The following is a 21,079-nucleotide window of genomic DNA, read 5'->3' as shown; positions in this document are numbered from 1 at the left end:
TCACAAGGAGACTGACATGAACCACCTGATCAAACCCCTTTCCATCGCCATCGTGGCCGCCTTCGCGGCGAGCGCCGCACCTGCGGTATACGCCCAGGGCAAGGATCTCAAGATCGCCCTCATCGCCGGCAAGACCGGCCCGCTCGAGGCCTACGCCAAGGAGACCGAGACCGGCTTCATGATGGGCCTCGAGTACCTTACCAAGGGCACCATGCAGATCAATGGCCGCAAGATCAAGGTCATCGTCAAGGACGACCAGTCCAATCCGTCGCTCGGCCGCACCCTGCTGGCCGAGGCCTACGGCGACGACAAGGTCGACATCGCGGTCGGCACCACCTCCTCCGGCTCGGCGATCGCCATGCTGCCGGTCGCGAAGGAATACAAGAAGGTGCTGATCGTCGAGCCGGCCGTGGCCGACGCCATCACCCAGGAAAAGTGGAACAAGTACATCTTCCGCACCGCCCGCAGCTCGATGCAGGACGCGCTTGCCGCAGCCAGCACCTTCAGGAGTGGCAGCGTCGGTTTCCTGGCGCAGGACTACGCATTCGGGCGCGACGCCATCGAGGCGGCCAAGGAAGCCCTGAAAACCAGCGGCAGCAAGGGGGTGGTGGTGCACGAGGAATACGCGCCTGCCACCGCCACCGACTTCACCGCGCCGGCCCAGCGCCTGTTCGACAAGCTGAAGGACAAACCGCAGCCGCGCGTGCTGCAGATCGTCTGGGCCGGCCCCAATCCGATGAACAAACTCGCCGACATGAAGCCGGAGCGCTTCGGCATCACACTGGCCCCGGGCGGCAACATCCTGCCGGTGATGAAGACCTGGAAGAGTTTCGCCGGCACCCAGGGCACCATCTACTACTACTACGATTTCCCGAAGAACAAGATGAACGACTGGCTGGTGGCGGAGCACACCAAGCGCTACAAGATGCCGCCCGATATGTTCACCGCCGGCGGCATGGCGGCGGCCGGCGCGGTGCATGCGGCCCTGTCGAAGGCGCCCAATGCGAAGAACGGCGACGACATGGTGGCGGCGATGGAAGGCCTCAGCTTCCAGACCCCAAAAGGTCAAATGAGCTTCCGCAAGGAAGACCACCAGGCGATCCAGCCGATGTACCATTTCCGCATCAAGAAGGACCAGAAACACGAGTGGGACCTGCTGGAACTGGTGCGCGAGATTCCTGCCTCCGAATTGCCGCTGCCGGTGCGGAACAAGCGCTGACATGAGCCCGCAAGCATCCCAGCCTGCAGTCCAGCCATCGCTCTCGACCCGCGACCTGACCATCCGCTTCGGCGGCCATGTCGCGGTGAACGCGGTGACGGCAGACTTCTATCCCGGCACCCTGACCGTCATCGTCGGGCCAAACGGGGCCGGCAAGACCACCTACTTCAACCTGGTGTCGGGCCAGTTGCCTGCCACCTCGGGCAGCGTGTTGGTCAAGGGCCAGGACATCACCCGTGCCGGCGCCGCGAAACGCACCCGCCTGGGTATCGGCCGGGCGTTCCAGCTGACCAACCTGTTCCCGAATCTCACCGTGGCGGAGAACGTGCGCCTGGCGGTGCAGAGCCGCGCCGGCCTGGGCCTGAACTTCCTGTCGATCTGGTCGAGCCACCGCGAACTGATCGCGCGCGCCGAGCATTACCTGGAGCGCGTGGGCCTGGTCAAGCGCCGCGACGCTTATGTCGCGACGCTGTCGCACGGCGACCAGCGCAAACTGGAAGTGGCGATCATGCTGGCGCTGGAACCGGACATCATGATGTTCGACGAGCCGACCGCCGGCATGAGCGTGGACGAAGTGCCGGTGGTGCTCGACCTGATCCATGCGGTCAAGTCGGAGCGCAACAAGACCGTGCTGCTGGTCGAGCACAAGATGGACGTGGTGCGCGCGCTGGCCGACCGCATCGTCGTGCTGCACAACGGCACCCTGGTCGCGGACGGCAAGCCCGCGGAAGTCATGCAATCGAAGATCGTACAGGAAGCCTATCTTGGAACACCCGAACCAGCCCACGCAGCCGACGCCGCCCATGTCTGAGCCTCTGCTGACGCTCAAGGGCGTGCACACCCACATCGGCCAGTACCACATCCTGCAGGGCGTGGACCTGAGCGTGCCGCGCGGCGGACTGTCGGTCCTGCTGGGCCGTAACGGCGCCGGCAAGACCACCACGCTGCGCACCATCATGGGCCTGTGGAAGGCCAGCGCCGGCAGCATCGTATTCGACGGGCGCGACATCACCAGGATGGCCACGCCGGACATCGCCCGCCTGGGCATCGCCTATGTCCCGGAAAGCATGGCTGTTTTCTCTGACCTGACCGTGCGCGAGAACCTCTACCTCGCCGCCCGCAACGGTCCGCTGGACCAGGCCCGGGTCGACTGGATCTGCGGCTTCTTCCCGGCCCTGAAAAAATTCTGGAATTACCCGGCCGGGAATCTGTCGGGCGGCCAGAAGCAGATGGTGGCGATCGCCCGCGCGATCGTCGAGCCGCGCAAGCTGCTGCTGGTGGACGAGCCGACCAAGGGCCTGGCCCCGGCCATCATCCAGAGCCTGATGGCGGCCTTCCGCGAGCTGAAGGACACCAGCACCAGCATCCTGCTGGTCGAGCAGAATTTCAACTTCGTCCGCTCGCTGGGCGACACGGTGGGCGTGATGGACGACGGACGCGTCGTCCACGCCGGGTCGATGGCGCAACTGGCGAACGACGACGAACTGCAGCAGCGCCTGCTCGGCCTGTCGCTGGACTCTCACCAATAAGAACGGGATCGATATGAGCGCAACACTCCCCCTCCCGGCCAAGGACACGCCGCTGCCGGACAACACGCCCTTGCCGAAGGCACCGCGCGACATCGCGCCGCTGCTGCTGGTGCCGGTGCTGATGCTGGCCATGCTGCCCCTGGTCGGCAGCTTCCCTACCTGGGTCACCTTGACCGTCGCCGGCCTGGCGATGGGCATGATGATCTTCATCATGGCCAGCGGGCTGACCCTCGTGTTCGGCCTGATGAGCGTACTGAACTTCGGCCACGGCGCCTTCGTTTCGGTCGGCGCCTTTTCCGCGACCATGGTGCTGCTGCCGATGCAGGGCTGGCTCGAGATGGACTCGCTGCTGATCAACCTGGGCGTGCTGGCCCTCGCCATCACGGTGGCGATGCTGGTCACTGCCCTGATGGGCTGGGCTTTCGAGCGCGTGATCATCATGCCGGTCTACGGACAGCACCTGAAGCAGATCCTGATCACGATGGGCGGCATGATCGTGGCCGAGCAGCTGATCCACGTTATCTGGGGCGCCGAGACCATCGCGCTGCCGCTGCCGACCGCGCTGCGCGGCGCGATATTCCTGGGTGACGCGGCGGTGGAAAAGTATCGCCTGGTGGCGGTGGTGGTCGGGCTGGCGGTCTTCGTGGGCATGTTCCTGACGCTGAACCGCACCAAGATCGGCCTGCTGATCCGCGCAGGCGTCGAGAACGGCGAGATGGTGGAAAGCCTCGGCTACCGCATCAAGCGCCTGTTCGTGACCGTGTTCGCGGCCGGCTCGGCGCTGGCCGGCCTGGGCGGCGTGCTGTGGGGCCTGTACAAGGAGACGCTCAACGCAGCCATGGGCGGCGAGATCATGGTCATGATCTTCATCGTCATCATCATCGGCGGCCTCGGTTCCGTGGGCGGCTGCTTCATCGGCGCGCTCCTGATGGCGCTGGTGACCAATTACGCCGGTTACCTGGCGCCGAAGGTCGCACTGGTCTCGAACATCATCCTGATGATCGCGATCCTGCTGTGGCGCCCGGCCGGCCTGTATTCGAAAATGCGGGGTTGAACCAAGATGCTGCACCGACTTCTATCAAGCGACATGCCGCGCAGCCGCCTGCTGTCCGCAGTGCTGCTGTTGATCCTGCTGGGACTGGCCTTCGCGCCCTTCCTGACCTCGGGCGCGCGTCCGCTCAATACCGCGGCCACGATCTGCGTCTACATCGTGCTGGTGGCCTCCTACGACCTGCTGCTGGGCTATACCGGCATCGTTTCCTTCGCCCACACCATGTTCTACGGCATCGGCGCCTATGGCATCGGCCTCGGCCTGGCGCGCGTCGATGAGCCGACCTGGGGCGCGGCCCTGGGCGGCCTCGGCATCGCCCTGGTGCTGGCGCTGGCGCTGGCCCTGGTGGTCGGCCTGTTCGCCCTGCGCGTGCGCGCCATCTTCTACGCCATGATCACGCTGGCCGTGGCCTCGTCGTTTGCCGTGCTGGCCTCGCAGCTGTCCGACTTCACCGGCGGCGAAGACGGGGTCACCTTCAGCGTGCCCGAGGTGCTGACCCCGGGCTTCACGGTGATGGAAAGCGAGGTCTTCGGGCGCGCGATCGACGGTAAGCTGCTCACCTATTACCTCGTGTTCTTCGGCTGCCTGGTTCTGTTCCTGTTCCTGCTGCGGCTGGTGAATTCGCCCTTCGGCCGGGTGCTGCAGGCGATCCGCGAGAACGAGTTCCGCGCCGAGGCGCTGGGCTACCGCACGATGACCTACCGCATCTGGGCCAACTGCCTGGCGGCCCTGGTGGCGGCGCTGGCCGGCGCGCTGATGGCGCTGTGGCTGCGCTACGTGGGCCCGGACACCTCGCTCGGCTTCAAGGTGATGACCGACATCCTCCTGATCGTCGTCATCGGCGGCATGGGCACGATGTACGGCGCGGTGGTCGGCGCGGCGCTGTTCATCATCGCCCAGAACTACCTGCAGGGGTTGATGGGCGCGGGCTCGGAAGCCCTGGCGGGCGTGCCGCTGCTGGCGGCGCTGCTGCATCCGGACCGCTGGATGCTGTGGCTGGGGGTGCTGTTCATCCTGTCCATCTACTTCTTCCCGATCGGGATCGTGGGCAAGCTGCGCTTGCGCAGTTTCATGGCGCGGCAGAAATAACGCATAGCCTCAGCAACTATCCGCAGTACACGACGGCCTCCATCGCGGAGGCCGTTTTGTTTTTCCGCGTTTGGTTCCCTTCCCGCCATTGAGCCGGGCCCGTCCCTGGCTCGCCCGCGTTGAATGAACATCAATGTTCGTTATCTCCTTGCTCATACCATAAAAGCAATATGGCCTCGTCGTCAGCCAGCGCGAGCGGTCCACCATTCACTTATGGCTCAACCTTGGAGGGCAAAATGAAACGACTCAACTCACTTGCCGGCGCGGCCCTGGTCGCAGCGGCCACGTGGGCGCCACTCTCCAGCCACGCGGCCGGTGTCGTCGTGCTCGACGAAGGCTTCGACAGCGTGGCCGGCCTGTCCGACTGGGCGCAGGTCAATCGCAGCTCGGCGCCCGGAGGCGGCTGGTTCCAGGGCAATACCGGCATCTTCCCGGCGCAGTCGGGCGCAGCCAATTCGTATGCCGGCGTCAACTACCTCAGCGCCACCGGCGGGATGGGCATGGTGGACAACTGGCTGATCACCCCCACCCTTGCACTGAACGGACTCACCAGCCTGTCCTTCTACACCAACCGCGCCCCCGACCCCGGTTTCTTCGACCAGCTCGAAGTGCGCTTCAGCTACGGCAGCAACACCAGCGCCGACGGCTTCGACACCCTGCTGCTGACCATCGGCGGCGATGGCACTTTTCCCGCGCAGTGGGCGCAATGGACGACGAGTCTCGATGTCCAAGGAGAAGGACGCTTCGCTTTCCGCTACCTGGGCAATGCCGCCATGCTCGACTACGTCGGGCTCGACACCGTCAAAGTGGTCACTGCGGTGCCGGAACCGGCGACCTACCTGATGCTGCTGGCCGGCCTCGGTGCGGTCGGTGCGCGCGCCCGGCGCCTGCGCAACCGTGCCGGCAGGCCCGCCCTTTGACCTTCTGGAGATTGCCATGTTCAGCAATAAATTGATGTTCTTCCTCCCGGTGGCGGCGCTGGCCGCGCTGGCGTCACCCACCGCCGCCGCCCAGGAAGCCCAGCGCGAATCCGCTCCCTCCCCCTCCCCCTCCCAGCAGGGAATGGTGGTCGTGCGCGATGCCGAGACCGGCCAACTGCGCGCGCCCACCTCGGCCGAGGCGCGCGCCCTCCATCCGCGCACCAACGCCTCGGCGGCACGCGAGGCCGCTCCCGCGCCCAGGATCATCATCGGCCCCGGCGGCCGCCGTTCGGTCCAGCTCGGCGAGCGCCAGATGGTGTATTCGGTCGTGACCCGCGATGCCGAGGGCAAGCTTGCGGAGCAATGTGTCCACGGCGAACATGCGGCCGAACGCGCGGTCCACGGCGCGCCGCAACCAGGCCACACCCATCCCGCTTCCACCAAGCCAGAGGAGCATCCGCATGATAAGCGCTAAGCTCACCGCCAAGCTCACCGGCTCGCTTCGCCGCACCGCCGCCACCCTGGCATGCGCGCTGGCTGCCGCATTGGGCGGCGCCGGCGGCGCCCAGGCCGCCGCCAACATCGTCATCGTCAACCAGAACGCACCCGGCGAAGGCTTCAACGACCCGACGCCGGCGGCGCCGGTGGGCGGCAACACCGGCGCCACGCTGGGCGAGCAGCGCCTGATTGCATTCCAGCGCGCCGCCAATATCTGGGGCGCCACGCTCGACAGCAGCGTGACGATCCGCATCGGCGCCTCCTTCGTGCCGCTGTCCTGCACCGCCAGCGGCGCGGTGCTGGGCGCTGCCGGCGCCTACGAGATCTGGACCGATTTCGAGAACGCCCCGCGCGCCAACACCTGGTACCCGGCGGCGCTGGCAAGCAAACTGGCCGGCGCCGACCTCACGGCGCCGGAAGATCCGCACATCATCGCGGTCTTCAATTCGCGCCTCGGCCTGTTCCCCGACTGCCTGCCCGGCTCGCCCTTCTACCTGGGCCTGGACAGGCGCGCCAACGGTCAGATCGACCTGGTCACGGTGCTGCTGCACGAAATGGCGCACGGCCTCGGCTTCCAGACCTTCACCGACGACGAAACCGGCGAGCAATTCTTCGGTGTACCCTCGATCTGGGACCACTTCCTGGTGAACAACCGCACCAATCTGCCCTGGGTAGCCATGACCGACGACCAGCGCCGCATCTCGGCCACCACCTGGCGCGGCCTGTCCTGGAACGGCCCGAACGTGACCGCCGCAGTACCGAAGGTACTGGGTCCACGCAGCAATTTGAACATCGACGGGGCCAATGCCGGCGCCGCCAGGGGCAACTATTATGTCGGCGACGCCAGCTTCGGTCCGCCAATCGGCAAGGCGCCCGTGAGCGGCCAGTTGATGCCGGTCGTCGACCAGCCGAACGGCACCGGGCTGGCCTGCACCTCGCTTACCGTCGACAACGCACTGGCGGTGCGCAACAACATCGCGCTGGTAGACCGCGGCAGCTGCGATTTCGTCACCAAGGCGCGCAATGTACAGGCAGCCGGCGCCATCGGCATGCTGGTGGTGGACAACGTGGCCGGCGACGTCGTCGGCCTGAGCGGCAGCGATCCGGGCATCAGGATTCCGGCGCTGCGCATCACGCAGTCGGACGGCGTCGCCATCAAGGCCGCGCTGCAGCAGCGCTCGCGCACCCGGTCGGGCGTCATCGCCAGCTTCGGCCTCGACACCACCCAGCTGGCGGGCACCGACCGGCAACGGCGCATCCTGATGTACACGCCCAGCATCCATTCGCCGGGGTCCTCGGTGTCGCACTACACCACCGAGGCCAAGCCGAACCAGCTGATGGAGCCGTCCATCAACGCCGACCTGCAACACAAGGTGAAGCCGCCGCGCGACCTCACCTTCCCCTTATTGCGCGATATCGGATGGTAATGCGCGGCTGGTGAAGACCGGCAGCCGATAAAAAAACCGGCGTCCCCATGAGGGACGCCGGTTTTTTTCACCTGCAAGGCAAGCCGTGCAGCTTATTCCTGGCCCTTGCGCTTGAACGCTTCGACGCCGCTGGTGATCTCGGCCTGGGCGGCAGCCTTGTCGGCCCAGCCTTCGATCTTGACCCACTTGCCCGGCTCGAGGTCCTTGTAGTGCTCGAAGAAGTGCTGGATCTGCTGCAGGCGCAGCTCTTCCACGTCTTCCAGCGACTGGATTTTCTTGTACATCGGCAGGACCTTCTCGACCGGCACGGCGATGACCTTGGCATCGCCGCCGCCATCGTCGGTCATCTTCAGCACGCCCAGCGCGCGGCAGCGCACCACCACGCCCGGCGGCAGCGGGAACGGGGTGATGACCAGCACGTCGCACGGATCGCCGTCATCGGCGATGGTCTGCGGCACGTAGCCGTAGTTGCACGGATAGTGCATGGCGGTACCCATGAAACGGTCGACGAAGATCGCGCCGCTGTCCTTGTCGACCTCGTACTTGACCGGGTCGGCGTTCATCGGGATTTCGATGATGACGTTGAAGTCGTTCGGCACGTCTTTGCCGGCTGGGACGTTATTCAGGCTCATGGAATTCCTTGGTTGCTGAAGTTTCAATAAAGTGCGTCATTATAGCGAAACCGGCAAGCGCATGGCGCGTAAGAACCACGCGGCCGTAGGGGGGGCGGCTTCACCGGGAAGGTGCGAATTCGTCACCTTCGTGCCGCCCACGCGGTGATAGTTAGCCGCATGATCATCGTGCGCACGATCGGAGCCGCCAACGATCACCGCGTGGGCGGCATCGGCAGCGCGGTATGGCACCGTCTCAGGTCGAGCCGCCCACCCTACGAAAACATCGCCAGTTCACAGAATGCTGGCCAGCGCGCACTGACGATAATGATTCGCCGCTTCCTGCTCCTGCCCTAGCGCCTCGTGCATCTGGGCCAGCTTCAGGTGCGCCTCGCGCACCATCGGCGCCTCGGTGGCGTCCGACAGTGCCTGCTCCAGGTAGCGCTGGGCCTTTCCCCACAGCTTTTGCTTGAGGCACAGCGAGCCCAGGGTCAGCGCCAGCTCGGCGTCCAGCGGACGTTCCTTGAGCCAGGCTTCGCAATGCTCGATCTGGGCCAGCAGCGAAGCGGAACCGGCGGGACCGGCCGCCTCGCGGTAGGCGCGCACCACGCGCTCGTCCCAGTTCGCCTTGAGCGCTTCCTCGGCGATGGCGCGCGCCTCGTCGTGCAGGCCGCGCGCATTGAAGGCGCTGGCGGCGTGCGCCGCGATATAGGGCACCTGGCGATCGGCCGCCGGGACGCCGGACCAGACGCGGCGGATCGATTCGGCGTCGTGGCCCTCCTCGCCCAGCAGCGCCTCGTAGGACAGCTCGCGCAGGCGCGTCGACAGGGCCGGATGCAGGGCCTTGCGCTTGTCCAGGATGCGCACCAGGCGCAGCACCTCCGGCCAGTTGCGCGCCTGCTGGTGCGCCTTCATCGACCATTGCAGCGCGTGGATGTGGCGCTGGCCGCTGGCGTTGAGCTCGGCGACAGCCTCGAGCGCGGCTTCCGGCTGGTGGTCGTCGACCAGCAGCTCGGTCACCGTCATCAGGCGCGCGGTCTTCAGCGAATTGTCGTGCGCAATGCCGGCCAGCCAGGCGTCGCGCCGGCTCGGCTCGCGCATGCGGTGCGCGGCCCGGGCGCCGATCAGCGCGGCCAGGCCGGCGTTCTCGGGCAGCTCGGCGGCGCGCATGGCGGCCTTTTCGGCATGGCCGAAGCGGCCTTCGAACAGGGCCTTGAGCGCGTCGCGCAAGCCCTTGTTGCCTTCGCGCTCGCGCTTGCGCTGGCGGTAGGCGGCCACGCGCTGGGGCATCCTGAGGGTCGATTTCAGTGTCCGCACCAGCACGTAGACCAGCGCGAACAACAGCACCAGCAACACCACGAACAGGTTGAGCGACATGTCGAGCCGGTGCGGCGGGTAGAACAGCACCACGTTGCCCGGATTGAAGCGCGCCGTCACGGCGATGCCGATGGCTGCGGCCATCAGGGCGACTAACCAGAGGAGGAGCCGCATCTTATTGCTTCGCCTTGAAGTTGCGCACCGCGTTCAGGCTCTCGGACAGCGTCGGCATTTCGATCGTCAGGTCGTTGGCCTGTACCTGGCGCAGCCCGCCTTGCGCCGACTGGGTGGCGCGGGCGCGCGTGTCGAAATACTTGAGCAGGATGTCCTGCGCACTGTTGATGTCGTCGCGGAAGGCGGTTTCGTTACGCGACAGCAGCGCCAGGCGCGCGTTCAGCAGGCGCAGCTTGAGGTTTTCGCGCACGAAGAAGGATTCGGTCGGCGACAGCATCAGCGCTTCCGGCGTCTCCACACTGCGCACCCGCACCAGCTGGCGCACGTCGTCCCACATCTCCTGGCTCCAGTTGCGCCAGGTCTGGATCATGCGCTGGCCGAGGCTCAGGTTTTCGGGCGGCGGTGCAGCGCCGCCCGCCTTCCGGGTGCTGCGCACCGGCGCGGCCGGCAGCAGCGGTTTTTCGTCGGACAACATCGGCAGCGCATCCACCTGGGCGATGACGTTGTCCAGGCGCAGTGCGACGCCGGCCAGGTCGACCGCCGGCATGGCCTTCAGGCGCTCGATGTCGGCGCCGATGGCGCGGCGGATGTTCAGGAACTGCGGCTTGTCCGAGCGGCCCAGCGAACGGTCGGCATTCTGCAGCGCGATCAGGGCGCCCTGCACGTTGCCGGCCAGCTGCAGCTGCTGGCTGGCGGTGCTGAGCACCTGCTCGACCTCGCTCAGCGCCCATTCGTCGCGGTTCTTCGACAAGTCCTGGTAGAGCTGTTCCAGGGCCAGCTGCTGGGTCTGGGCCTCGGACTGGCGGCTTTCCAGCACGCCGACCTTGATCTGCAGCTCCTTGGCCGTGTCCGACACTTCGCGCGCCAGCGCTGCGGTCTCGGCATTGACGGCATTGCCCTTCTGCAGGCTTTGCGCCATGTCGCGACGCAGCGTATTGATGCGGCTATGCGAGGTCCAGGTCTGCACCGCCAGCAGTAGGGCGAGGACGGCAACTGCCACCGGCAGCGGGCGCTGCAGCGCCTGGAACAGGCCGTTCGATGGCCGCAGCGGCGCCTTTTGCACGGCCACGCTGGACGACGGGATCTGGTCTGGATGATTGGGCTGTTCGTTCATTCTTATGATTGTAACGCGGCAAGTAGGCGTGCGTCGCCAGAACCGGCCAGGGTAATACTGTTGCATCCCAACGCGCGCGCCGTCTCGGCAATGCGCGCATGAGGGACGACCAGGTGTTGCTGGCGCAGGCGATCCATCCCGGCATCCGGATCGAGCTTCCGCACCAGATCCGCAAGCCCGCGCAGCGCTTCCGAACTCGTGATTATCCAGTCGTTTGGTCCTGCCAGCAAGGCGGACAGCTCGGCAGCCAGTGGCGCGCTCAAGGCCGGCACGCTGCGGCGGTAGGCCGCCACCGTGTCGACCAGCGCCCCGGCCGCGCGCAGCGTATCGGCCATCAGTTCGCGCCCGCTTTCGCCGCGCACGATCAGGACTCGCCGTCCGGCGAAGGCGCCGAGGTCGAGGCTGGCCAGCAGGTGTTCCGAGTCGCTATTGGCCGCATCGGGCGGGCAATGGATAGTGGCGTTCCCGGCGGTGAGGCCATGGCGGGCCAGCGCGGCCCGGCTGCCCTCCCCGACCACGGCGGCAGGCACCCCGGCCGGCCAGCCGTCCAGGTGGGCGAACGCGGCATCGACCGCGTTCGGCGACACGAAGGCCACCAGGGCATACGACGGCAAGTCGGCCAGCGCGGCGCGTAGTAGCGAGCAATCGTCGAGCGGCGCGATCTCGAGCAGCGGCAGCACCACCGCGCGCCGCCCCTGCGCACGCACGGCCTGCGCCAGCGCGTCGGCCTGGGCGCGCGGCCGGGTGATGACGACTGCCCGCTCAGGCATCCTGGCCTGGAACGGCGGAAGCGTCGGCAGCGGCGGCTTCCTGCTTGCACGCCTCCAGGATCGCGTGAGCGTCCTGGTCTTCCAGCAGGATAGCCACCTGCTCGCCGAGGAACTCCGGATGCTCCCACGAGCCCGCCACCTCGGCCTGCGCCTTGCGCAGGCCGTCGGGGGTAGCGACCATCGCGCGCAGGCGCATGGTGGACCCGTCCACCGTGGCGAAGGCCGCCAGCGGGATCTGGCAGCTGCCGCCGAAGATCTTCGAGACCTTGCGCTCGGCCGCCACGGCGCGCGCGGTGGCGTCGTGGTTCAGCGGGCCCAGGAGCGCGCGCAGATCGACGCCGTCGCTGCGGGGGGCGCCCAGGATCTCGATCGCCATCGCGCCCTGCCCGGCTGCGGGCAGGCTGTCTTCCGGTTCGAGCAAGGCGCGGATGCGCTCGGGCAGGCCCAATCGCTTGAGGCCGGCCGCGGCCAGGATGATGGCGGCATACTCGCCGCGGTCCAGCTTGCCCAGGCGGGTATCGAGGTTGCCGCGCAGCGGCTTGATCACCAGGTGCGGGTAGCGCGCCGCGATCAGGGCCTGGCGGCGCAGGCTGCTGGTGCCGACGACCGCGCCCGGCGGCAATGCGTCAAGGCTGGCATGGTCGTTCGAGACAAAGGCGTCGCGCGGGTCCTCGCGCTCGAGCACGGCCGCCAGCTCGAAGCCTTCGGGCAGCTCCATCGGCACGTCCTTGAGCGAGTGCACCGCCAGGTCGGCGCGGCCTTCGGCCATCGCCACCTCGAGCTCCTTGACGAACAGGCCCTTGCCGCCGACCTTCGACAGGGTACGGTCGAGGATCTGGTCGCCACGCGTGGTCATTCCAAGAATTTCGACGCTGCACTGCGGATATAATGCAGCGAGACGGGCGCGCACATGTTCCGCCTGCCACATGGCGAGGCGACTTTCGCGGGATGCGATAATGAGCTTTGCAGGCGTCAGCTTCGCGGGCGCTTCCTGCGCCGATTCAGGTACATTCAACACGGATTCTTTCACTGTCATCGGGCCCACCAGGACGATGCCGGTTTCCGGCCCTTGCTTAAGATCACAAATTTTAGCATGGGGCCTCTTGCAGACGATGGCCAACCGCCATGCACTAACAATTCATTTGTGGTCGATATGGAAAATCAAGCTGCATCAGACAAGCCTGTAGTTCAGCCCTCCCTTGTTCAGCCCGCCCCAGACAAGGACGCGCCATTGAAAGAAGACATCCGCCTGCTCGGCCGCCTGCTCGGCGACGTGCTGCGCGAACAAGAAGGCGAAGCCGTGTTCGAGGTCGTCGAGACCGTCCGCCAGACCGCCGTGCGCTTCCGCCGCGACGCCGACCCGGTGGCCGGCGAAGAGCTCACCACCCTGCTGCACCGGCTGACGCGCGACCAGACCATCTCGGTGGTGCGCGCCTTCTCGTATTTCTCGCACCTGGCCAACATCGCCGAGGACCAGCACCACATCCGCCGCCGCCGCGCCCACCTGATGCGCGGCGCCGCCCCGCGCCAGGGCAGCGTCGGCCATGCGCTCGGCAAGCTGCGTGACGCCGGCGTGCCGCGCGCGCTGGTCGACGATTTCTTCCGCGACGCCCTGATCGCGCCGGTGCTGACCGCCCACCCGACCGAGGTCCAGCGCAAGAGCATCCTCGACGCCGAGCACGACATCGCGCGCCTGCTGGCCGAACGCGACCGCGGCCTGACGCCGAAGGAGCTCAAGCGCAACACCCAGCTGCTGCAGGCGCGCGTCGCCACGCTGTGGCAGACCCGCATGCTGCGCTACTCCAAGCTGACCGTGGCCGACGAGATCGACAACGCCCTGTCCTACTACCGCATCACCTTCCTGCGTGAAGTGCCGGGCCTGTACGACGACATCGAGGCCGAGATCGCGGAATACTATGGGACCGATGCCACCGCGGGCGAGTCCCGGGTCGATTCCCAGTACCTGCAGATGGGCAGCTGGATCGGCGGCGACCGCGACGGCAATCCGAACGTCAACGCCGACACCATGCGCCACGCGCTGGTGCGCCAGTCGACCACCATCCTCGACTTCTACCTGGAAGAAGTACACGCGCTCGGCGCCGAGCTGTCCACCTCGACCCTGATGGTGTCGGTGACGCCCGAGATGCAGGCGCTGGCCGACGCCTCGGTCGACACCTCGCCGCACCGCAGCGACGAGCCCTACCGCCGCGCCCTGATCGGCATCTACGCGCGCCTGGCGGCCACCGCGCGCGAACTGGGCGTCGATCACATCCTGCGCAAGGAAGTCGGCGAAGCCCCGCCCTACCTCGACGCCGGCCTGTTCGCGGCCGACCTCGAAGTGCTGGCCGATTCGCTGCGCGCCAACCACGGCGCCATGCTGATCGAACCGCGCCTGGCCGGCCTCAAGCGCGCCGCGCGCATCTTCGGCTTCCACCTGGCCTCGCTCGACATGCGCCAGAGCTCGGACGTGCACGAGCGCGTGCTGGGCGAGCTGTTCGCGCGCGCCGGGGCGCACGCCGACTACGCCGCGATGGACGAAGCGGCCAAGGTCGAACTGCTCTTGGGGGAGCTGGCGCAGCCGCGCCCGCTGTACTCGCCCTACGTCGATTATTCCGACGAGACCAATTCCGAGCTGGCGATCCTGCGCGCCGCGCGCGACATCCGCCAGCGCTACGGCAGCCGCGCGATCCGCAATTACATCATCTCGCACACCGAGACGGTATCCGACCTGCTGGAAGTGCTGCTGCTGCAGAAGGAAACGGGGCTGATGCGGGTCGGCGCGGAAGGCGCGGGAACTTCGTGCGACGTGATGGTGATTCCGCTGTTCGAAACCATCCCCGACCTGCAGCGCGCCAGCGGCATCATGGACGAGTGGATGTCGATCCCGCTGGTGGCCGGCGTCATCGAGAAGCAGGGCCGGCTGCAGGAAGTCATGCTCGGCTATTCCGACTCGAACAAGGACGGCGGTTTCCTGACATCGAACTGGGAGCTGTACCAGGCCGAGCTGAAGCTGGTCGACGTCTTCGCCGCCAAGGGCGTCAAGCTGCGCCTGTTCCACGGCCGCGGCGGCACGGTCGGACGCGGGGGCGGCCCCAGCTACGACGCGATCCGCGCCCAGCCGCCGGGCACCGTCAACGGCCAGATCCGCCTGACCGAACAGGGCGAGATCATCGCCTCGAAGTTCTCGAACCCGGAAATCGGCCGGCGCAACCTGGAGCTGCTGGTGGCGGCCACGCTGGAAGCCAGCCTGAGCCCGCGCCCGGCGGACGACATCAGCAACGGCAAGCTGGCGCGCTATGAAGGCGTGATGGCCGAACTGTCCGAGCGCGCCTACCGCGCCTACCGCAACCTGGTGTACGAAACCCCGGGCTTCACCGACTACTTCTTCAGCGCCACGCCGATCGCCGAGATCGCCGAACTGAACCTCGGTTCGCGTCCGGCCTCGCGCAAGTCGACCCGCCGCATCGAAGACCTGCGCGCGATTCCCTGGGGCTTCTCCTGGGGCCAGTGCCGCCTGCTGCTGCCGGGCTGGTACGGCTTCGGCGCCGCCGTCAGCGGCTGGCTGGACGATGGCGATCGCGAGGAACGCCTGGCGCTGCTGCGCGAGATGTACGGCGCCTGGCCCTTCTTCGCGACGCTGTTGTCGAACATGGACATGGTGCTCGCCAAGACCGACCTGGCGATCGCCTCGCGCTATGCCGAGCTGGTGGCGGACGTGGCGCTGCGCGAGCGGATCTTCCGCCGCATCACGGCCGAGCACGGGGAATCGCTGCGCTGCCTGGAGGCGGTGACCGGCGTGAGCGAGCGCCTGGCGGGCAATCCGCTGCTGGCCCGCTCGATCCAGAACCGCTTCGCCTACCTCGACCCGCTGAACCACCTGCAGGTGGAGCTGATCCACCGCCGCCGCAAGCTGGGGGACAATGCGGATCCGCGGGTGCACCGGGGGATTCACCTGTCGATCAACGGGGTGGCGGCGGGCTTGCGCAATACCGGCTGAGCCCCGACGCATCTCGTAGCGTGGGCGGCTCGTAATCCGGGCCAATGGCCCGGATTACCCCACGCGTTCAAACCACGGCAATGCTGCCCGTGCGGCTATTCCTGCGCCAACTATCACCGCGTGGGCGGGAAACCCGCCCACCCTACACATTATCCGGCACAGGCGCCCAGCACACTCCCCTTCCTCAGGAACGCCGGCACCGCATTCGGCGACACGCACACCTGCGCCGACGGATTGGCGGCGCTGCCCGTCCCGTTACATACCATCACCTTGCCCTCGCCGCAGCGCGCGTCGATCACGTTCACCGTGGCGCTGGCCTGCGCAAAGCAGCTCTCCGGACTGGCCGCCTGCGCCGTGAAACTGAAGCTGCCGGCAGCGAGCGGCGTGAAGGTGGTGGTCGCACCAAGCGCCGTGGACAGTCCACCCGTCGGGCTCCAGGTAAAGGTCGACGCGCCTGCGGCGTCGCTTGCGGCAAGCGTGACGCTCTGCGGCCCGTAGCCCAGCGCGATGGTGTTGGCCGGCAGCCCGGTCGGCTCGCCCGCGCCAGGGGTGATGCTGACCGAGGGCTGCGGCACATGGCCCAGCACCTGCACCAATGCTTCGCCGCTGGCGCTGTTGCCGCCCTTGTCGACCGCAGTGAGCACGACCTTCTGCGCACCCACGTCAAGGCACGAGAAACTGGTGCGCGAGGCGCTCAGCGATTCCACGCCCCAGTTATCAAGCGTGCCGCCATCGAGCTCGCTCGCGGCGATCGCCGCGCTGCCATTGGCCAGCGTCACCGAGACCGCGCGGGTGCGCACCGTCGGCGCCTCGAAGTCGTTGCTGACGGTGTTCGCGCGCGCGCTCTCCACGCTCAGGCGGTTCAGCGCCGTCACGGTGTAGTAGTAATACTGGCCCGGCGCGACGCCGGCGTCCACGAACGCATTGGTGGCGGTATCGGTCACGCCGCGCAGGTTGGCCGGGTCGTCCAGGTCCATTTCGCGCTGTGCCGAGCGGTAGATGGCGTACTTGCGGGTCTTCTCGAATTCGTCGGCGGTATCGGGCGCCGCGGCCCAGCCAAGTACCACGGCGTTGTCGTCGCCGGCGCTGGCCGCCAGTCCTGCCGGCGCGCCAGGTGTCTGCACGCCCTTCCACGCCATCACCGGCAGCAGCGCCGGACGCGCGTAGGTGCTGTTCTTCAGCGAAGTACGGTAGCCCAGCGGATCGTTCTGCAGGAACTGGTGGCGGAAGTGGATCTGGCCCGAGATGTTGGCCTGCGAACGATTCAGCGCGATCTGGTTGTTGATCTCGTTCGGGTTGCTCCAGCCGGCCGTGTCGCGCATCTTGTAGTCCGCCAGGCCGATGTACATGTGGCGTTCATAGGCATTGTCGTTCCACCACGGCACCAAGAGCTTGTAGTCCGAGCCGGTCTGCCCGATGTACCAGTAGACCTGCGGCGTCAGGTAATCGACCCAGCCCTCGCGGATCCACTTGCGGGAGTCGGCGAACATCGCGCTGTAATGCTGCAGGGCGCCGCTCGAGGTCGGCGAGCCGACCGCCGGATCGCTGCTGCTGCGGTAGATGCCGGACGGCGAAATGCCGAACTTCACCCAGGGCTTGACCGCGCGGATGCTGTCGTTGACGCGCGCGATCAGCAGGTCGATGTTGTCGCGGCGCCAGTCGGCGCGGCCCGCCGTCGTGTTCGGGAAGCCGCGCGGGTCGGCGTTGTAGGCGGCGTCGTCGCCGGTCGTACCGTTCGGGTAGAAGTAGTCGTCGAAGTGGATGCCGTCGACGTCGTAGCGCGTCACGATGTCCATGATGACGTTCACGACGTGGTCGCGCACCGCCGGCAGGCCCGGGTTCAGGATCTTGACGGTGCCGACCTGCAGCAGCCACTCCGGATGCGCATTCGCCACGTGCTCGGGCGCATACATGGCCGGGTTGGTCTGGTTGGCGGCGGTGGCCACGGCGCGGTAGGGGTTGATCCAGGCATGGAATTCCATGCCGCGCTTGCGCGTCTCGTCGATGGCGAACTGCAGCGGGTCCCAGGCCGGGCTGGGCGCCCGGCCCTGCTGGTTGGTCAGGTAGTAAGACCAGGGCTCGAGGCTGCTCGGGTACATGGCGTCGGCCTGGCTGCGCACCTGCAGGAAGGCGGCGTTCATGCCGGTCGCCTTGTTGTGGTCCAGGATCGACCTCAACGCCGCCTGCTGCTGGGCTGGGGTCTGGGTACGGTTCGGCCAGTCGAGGCTGATGTGGGTACTGATCCACACGCCGCGCATTTCGCGCTTGGGCGACACCGTCTGGGCATCGGCTTGGGAATAGGAAGCGACGAGCATGGCGGCCGCCGCTGCGAGCAAAAGTTTTTTCATATTGTCTTTTTTTGCAGATTGGGGGAAACGCACCGGAGGAGCGCTGGTGGCGGTCCCCGGCGCCTCTCCAAGCGCCGATGTGTTGCCATCCGCGAAAGAGAGTACGCCCGAGCAATTTTGACAACCAATGAAATTCGCGGGGAGCGACATAACCCGCGTGCATGCGTTTCAGCACAAAAAAATGCCGTCCAGCGAAGAACTGGACGGCATTTTTTACCAGACGGTAAAAATTACTGGTTGTGCAGGAAAGTCTTGAGCTTGTCCGAACGCGACGGTTGGCGCAGCTTGCTCATCGCCTTGGCTTCGATCTGGCGGATACGCTCGCGGGTGACGTCGAACTGCTTGCCCACTTCTTCCAGCGTGTGGTCGTTCGACATCTCGACGCCGTAGCGCATGCGCAGCACCTTGGCTTCGCGCGGGGTCAGCGAGTCCAGCACTTCCTTGATCACGTTGCGCATCGACGCGTGCAGTGCCGCGTCCAGCGGGGCCAGGGTGGTGTTGTCCTCGATGAAGTCGCCCAGCTGCGAATCGCCGTCCTCGCCCATCGGGGTTTCCATCGAAATCGGCTCTTTCGCGATCTTCATGATCTCGCGAACCTTGTTCTCTGGCATTTCCATCTTGGCGGCCAGGGTCGGCAGGTCCGGCTCGCTGCCGGTTTCCTGCATGATCTGGCGCGAGATGCGGTTCATCTTGTTGATGGTCTCGATCATGTGCACCGGCACGCGGATGGTACGGGCCATGTCCGCGATCGAGCGCGTGATCGCCTGGCGGATCCACCAGGTCGCGTAGGTCGAGAATTTATAACCGCGACGGTATTCGAACTTGTCGACCGCCTTCAGCAGGCCGATGTTGCCTTCCTGGATCAGGTCGAGGAATTGCAGGCCGCGGTTGATGTATTTCTTTGCGATCGAGATCACCAGGCGCAGGTTGGCCACAGTCATTTCGCGCTTGGCCTGGCGTGCGCGCTTCTCGCCCGCCGCCATCTGCTTGTTGATGCGGCGCAGGTCGGCCAGCGGCAGCGCCACGCGCGCCTGCAGGTCGATCATGCGCTGCTGCAGCTCTTTAATAGCAGGCAGATTCCGGCTCAGGACGGCGCTGTACGGATAGGCGCAGTCGACTTCGCGGTCGCCCCAGGCCAGGTCGGTCTCGTTGCCCGGGAAGACCTTGATGAAGTGGGCGCGCGGCATGCCGCAGCGGTTGACGCAGATGTCCAGCACGGCGCGTTCGATGGAGCGCACTTCGTCCATCTGGCCGCGCAGGGTATCGCACAGCTTTTCCACGATCTTGGCGGTGAAGCGGATGCCCAGCAGCTCGTTCGAGATGATGGCTTGCGCCGCTTCGTACTCGTCAGACCCGTAGCCGACCGTCTTGAAGGCGTGGCCCATGCGGTCGAACTGCTTTTCGATCAGGGCGAACTTCTCGAGCGCGCTCTTGCGCAGCTGCACCAGCTGCTCGGTCGAGTAGCCGGCCGCGCCGCCGCCGACGGCGCCGTCTTCTTCCTCTTCCTCGACTTCCTCTTCTTCCTCGTCCTCGTCGTCGGCGGAACGCGCCGGGGCGGCGGCCGGGGCCGGCGCGGCGTCGTTGTGGTCGACGAAGCCGTCCACCACGTCGTCGATCTTCATCTCGTCGGCGGCGATCTTGTGCGACAGCGCGATGATTTCCGAGATCGTGGTCGGGCATGCCGAGATCGCCTGCACCATGTCCTTCAGGCCGTCTTCGATGCGCTTGGCGATCTCGATCTCGCCTTCGCGGGTCAGCAGCGATACCGCGCCCATTTCACGCATGTACATGCGGACCGGGTCGGTGGTGCGGCCGAAATCGGAATCGACGGTCGACAGCGCGGTCGCGGCAGCCGCTTCCACTTCGTCGTCGCTGGTGGCGGTCGGCACGTTGTCCGACAGCAGCATCATTTCGGCTTCCGGGGCGCGCTCGTAGATGGCGATGCCCATGTCGTTGAAGGTCGCGATGATGCCTTCGATCGCTTCCGGATCGACGATGTTTTCCGGCAGCTGGTCGTTGATCTGGGCGTGGGTCAGGTAGCCGCGCTCCTTGCCCATGTTGATCAGGTTCTTGATCTGCTGGCGGCGCTTTTCCAGTTCCGCTTCCGAGAAGCCGTTATCGGCAGCCAGGATGGTCGAGAGGCCCTTGGCCTTGCGCTCGCGCAGCTTGGAGGCCGCCTTCATTTCGGCGCGCTCGATGGTGTTCAGCGCCGCGACCTCGTCGTTTTCCGGCACGAATTCGCTCGGCTTGCGGCCGCGGCGGCCCGGGACCTTCACCTGCGGCAGCAGGTAGCCCGAGGTGTCGATCGCGGCCAGCGTGGCGGCGTCGGTGGTCGCGCTGACGGCGCCCACGCCGCTGGCCGGCACTGACGGCGCCGGGGAGCCGGCGGCTGCCGCGGCGGCGTCGGTGCGGCGGGCGCGGGTACGCACGACCTTCGGCGCCGCGTCTTCCTCGGCAATGGATGCGGCCGCAGGCACGGCCTCGGCGGTCTCGGCGGCCGGCGCGGCGGATGCCGCCTCGGCCTGTGGCGCATCGGCGGCGGCGCTCTTCAGTGCGGCCAGCTTCGAGCCACGCTTGCGCACGACGACAGTCGCCGCGGCGTTCGGCACAGCGGCGGTGTAGTCTTCGAACGGGGCCGGCTCGGCGGCAGGCGCTGCGGCCTCGGCCGGCGCGCCGACAGGGTCAGCCGCATCGGCAACGAGCGCGGCAGCCGCTTCGACAGGCAGGTCGGCCAGCGCTTCGTTCGCGGCGACTTCCATCTCGGCCGGGGACTGGCCGGCTTCCAGCGCGGCCTTGGCCGACGCCAGGCGCGAGCGGGTCTTCACCACCGTCACCTTGGCCGCCGCTTCCGTTTCGAGGAAGTAGGAGGTCGCGGTTTTCGGCACTGCCAGCTGTGCCGTAGCCTTGGCGGGCGCTTTCTTGGCGGTCAGTGTCAGTGTCTTGGCGGTGTTTTTCATAGTAAAACTCTCTCCAGTCGAGGCTTGCGGCAGCCTGCGATTCAATGTCAACGGGACC

16 protein-coding genes are annotated in these 21,079 nt (G+C 66.7%); 9 read left to right on the top strand and 7 right to left on the bottom strand.

What is annotated here, in order from left to right:
* Positions 1–16: 16 nt before the first annotated feature.
* From AC56LU_RS18885 to AC56LU_RS18850, 8 genes are all read left to right on the top strand, one after another.
* The gene (locus tag AC56LU_RS18885) at positions 17–1,219 is read left to right on the top strand and encodes a substrate-binding domain-containing protein (RefSeq protein WP_497177152.1); all 1,203 of its coding nucleotides are present in this window, start codon (positions 17–19) and stop codon (positions 1,217–1,219) included.
* Between the two features lies 1 nt (position 1,220).
* Positions 1,221–2,030 (top strand): ABC transporter ATP-binding protein, encoded by an 810-nt coding sequence (locus tag AC56LU_RS18880; RefSeq protein ID WP_497177151.1) that lies wholly within the window; start codon positions 1,221–1,223, stop codon positions 2,028–2,030.
* Complete coding sequence (locus tag AC56LU_RS18875) at positions 2,023–2,748, top strand: ABC transporter ATP-binding protein (RefSeq protein ID WP_497177150.1); 726 nt, start codon at positions 2,023–2,025, stop codon at positions 2,746–2,748. The genes AC56LU_RS18880 and AC56LU_RS18875 overlap by 8 nt, the downstream gene beginning before the upstream one ends.
* A 13-nt stretch (positions 2,749–2,761) precedes the next feature.
* Positions 2,762–3,802: a branched-chain amino acid ABC transporter permease gene (locus AC56LU_RS18870; protein WP_497177149.1), complete on the top strand. Its 1,041-nt coding sequence runs from the start codon at positions 2,762–2,764 to the stop codon at positions 3,800–3,802.
* 6 nt (positions 3,803–3,808) lie between these two features.
* Positions 3,809–4,888 carry a branched-chain amino acid ABC transporter permease gene (locus AC56LU_RS18865; protein WP_497177148.1) on the top strand — a complete coding sequence of 360 codons (1,080 nt, stop codon included), beginning with the start codon at positions 3,809–3,811 and terminating at the stop codon, positions 4,886–4,888.
* Positions 4,889–5,124: 236 nt separating this feature from the next.
* Positions 5,125–5,808, top strand: coding sequence for a choice-of-anchor J domain-containing protein (locus tag AC56LU_RS18860; RefSeq protein ID WP_497177147.1), 684 nt, complete (start codon positions 5,125–5,127; stop codon positions 5,806–5,808).
* Between the two features lie 16 nt (positions 5,809–5,824).
* A complete protein-coding gene (locus AC56LU_RS18855; RefSeq protein WP_497177146.1) occupies positions 5,825–6,283 on the top strand; it encodes a post-PEP-CTERM-1 domain-containing protein in 459 nt (152 codons plus the stop codon).
* Positions 6,270–7,733 (top strand): PA domain-containing protein, encoded by a 1,464-nt coding sequence (locus AC56LU_RS18850; RefSeq protein ID WP_497177145.1) that lies wholly within the window; start codon positions 6,270–6,272, stop codon positions 7,731–7,733. The genes AC56LU_RS18855 and AC56LU_RS18850 overlap by 14 nt, the downstream gene beginning before the upstream one ends.
* Before the next feature lie 92 nt (positions 7,734–7,825).
* On the opposite strand, the gene ppa is transcribed toward AC56LU_RS18850, so the two are convergent.
* The 5 genes from ppa to hemC form a co-directional block, all read right to left on the bottom strand.
* Entirely contained in the window at positions 7,826–8,365 is a 540-nt protein-coding gene (gene ppa / locus AC56LU_RS18845) for an inorganic diphosphatase (RefSeq protein WP_497177144.1), read from the bottom strand.
* 273 nt (positions 8,366–8,638) lie between these two features.
* Positions 8,639–9,835 carry a heme biosynthesis HemY N-terminal domain-containing protein gene (locus AC56LU_RS18840; protein WP_497177143.1) on the bottom strand — a complete coding sequence of 399 codons (1,197 nt, stop codon included), beginning with the start codon at positions 9,833–9,835 and terminating at the stop codon, positions 8,639–8,641.
* 1 nt (position 9,836) lies between these two features.
* The gene (locus tag AC56LU_RS18835; RefSeq protein ID WP_497177142.1) at positions 9,837–10,949 is read right to left on the bottom strand and encodes a uroporphyrinogen-III C-methyltransferase; all 1,113 of its coding nucleotides are present in this window, start codon (positions 10,947–10,949) and stop codon (positions 9,837–9,839) included.
* A 2-nt stretch (positions 10,950–10,951) separates the two neighbouring features.
* Positions 10,952–11,719 (bottom strand): uroporphyrinogen-III synthase, encoded by a 768-nt coding sequence (locus AC56LU_RS18830; protein WP_497177141.1) that lies wholly within the window; start codon positions 11,717–11,719, stop codon positions 10,952–10,954.
* Positions 11,712–12,695 (bottom strand): hydroxymethylbilane synthase, encoded by a 984-nt coding sequence (gene hemC / locus AC56LU_RS18825; protein ID WP_497177217.1) that lies wholly within the window; start codon positions 12,693–12,695, stop codon positions 11,712–11,714. The genes AC56LU_RS18830 and hemC overlap by 8 nt, the downstream gene beginning before the upstream one ends.
* Before the next feature lie 177 nt (positions 12,696–12,872).
* On the opposite strand from hemC, the gene ppc reads away from it, so the two are divergent.
* A complete protein-coding gene (ppc, locus tag AC56LU_RS18820; protein WP_497177140.1) occupies positions 12,873–15,716 on the top strand; it encodes a phosphoenolpyruvate carboxylase in 2,844 nt (947 codons plus the stop codon).
* A 149-nt stretch (positions 15,717–15,865) separates the two neighbouring features.
* Here the strand turns inward: ppc and AC56LU_RS18815 are convergent, their stop codons facing one another.
* Together AC56LU_RS18815 and rpoD are read right to left on the bottom strand one after the other, a co-directional pair.
* Entirely contained in the window at positions 15,866–18,064 is a 2,199-nt protein-coding gene (locus tag AC56LU_RS18815; RefSeq protein WP_497177139.1) for a glycoside hydrolase family 10-like protein, read from the bottom strand.
* 230 nt (positions 18,065–18,294) lie between these two features.
* Positions 18,295–21,021, bottom strand: a complete 2,727-nt coding sequence (gene rpoD, locus AC56LU_RS18810; protein ID WP_497177138.1) for an RNA polymerase sigma factor RpoD — start codon at positions 21,019–21,021, stop codon at positions 18,295–18,297.
* Between the last annotated feature and the right edge of the window lie 58 nt (positions 21,022–21,079).

It is taken from the genome of Telluria sp. PB2R4 (assembly GCF_059685695.1).
The sequence above is the reverse complement of the archived record's forward strand: the minus strand, read 5'-3'. Positions and strand labels throughout refer to the sequence as shown.

Bases quoted from the DNA above. Each gene is read 5' to 3' on its own strand.
- AC56LU_RS18865 (WP_497177148.1), top strand. From the start codon at position 3,809: ATGCTGCACCGACTTCTATCAAGCGACATGCCGCGCAGCCGCCTGCTG.
- ppc (WP_497177140.1), top strand. From the start codon at position 12,873: ATGGAAAATCAAGCTGCATCAGACAAGCCTGTAGTTCAGCCCTCCCTT.
- ppa (WP_497177144.1), bottom strand. From the start codon at position 8,365: ATGAGCCTGAATAACGTCCCAGCCGGCAAAGACGTGCCGAACGACTTC.
- AC56LU_RS18860 (WP_497177147.1), top strand. From the start codon at position 5,125: ATGAAACGACTCAACTCACTTGCCGGCGCGGCCCTGGTCGCAGCGGCC.
- AC56LU_RS18875 (WP_497177150.1), top strand. From the start codon at position 2,023: ATGTCTGAGCCTCTGCTGACGCTCAAGGGCGTGCACACCCACATCGGC.
- AC56LU_RS18840 (WP_497177143.1), bottom strand. From the start codon at position 9,835: ATGCGGCTCCTCCTCTGGTTAGTCGCCCTGATGGCCGCAGCCATCGGC.
- AC56LU_RS18855 (WP_497177146.1), top strand. From the start codon at position 5,825: ATGTTCAGCAATAAATTGATGTTCTTCCTCCCGGTGGCGGCGCTGGCC.
- AC56LU_RS18830 (WP_497177141.1), bottom strand. From the start codon at position 11,719: ATGCCTGAGCGGGCAGTCGTCATCACCCGGCCGCGCGCCCAGGCCGAC.
- AC56LU_RS18880 (WP_497177151.1), top strand. From the start codon at position 1,221: ATGAGCCCGCAAGCATCCCAGCCTGCAGTCCAGCCATCGCTCTCGACC.
- AC56LU_RS18870 (WP_497177149.1), top strand. From the start codon at position 2,762: ATGAGCGCAACACTCCCCCTCCCGGCCAAGGACACGCCGCTGCCGGAC.
- rpoD (WP_497177138.1), bottom strand. From the start codon at position 21,021: ATGAAAAACACCGCCAAGACACTGACACTGACCGCCAAGAAAGCGCCC.
- AC56LU_RS18850 (WP_497177145.1), top strand. From the start codon at position 6,270: ATGATAAGCGCTAAGCTCACCGCCAAGCTCACCGGCTCGCTTCGCCGC.
- AC56LU_RS18815 (WP_497177139.1), bottom strand. From the start codon at position 18,064: ATGAAAAAACTTTTGCTCGCAGCGGCGGCCGCCATGCTCGTCGCTTCC.
- AC56LU_RS18835 (WP_497177142.1), bottom strand. From the start codon at position 10,949: ATGAACGAACAGCCCAATCATCCAGACCAGATCCCGTCGTCCAGCGTG.
- AC56LU_RS18885 (WP_497177152.1), top strand. From the start codon at position 17: ATGAACCACCTGATCAAACCCCTTTCCATCGCCATCGTGGCCGCCTTC.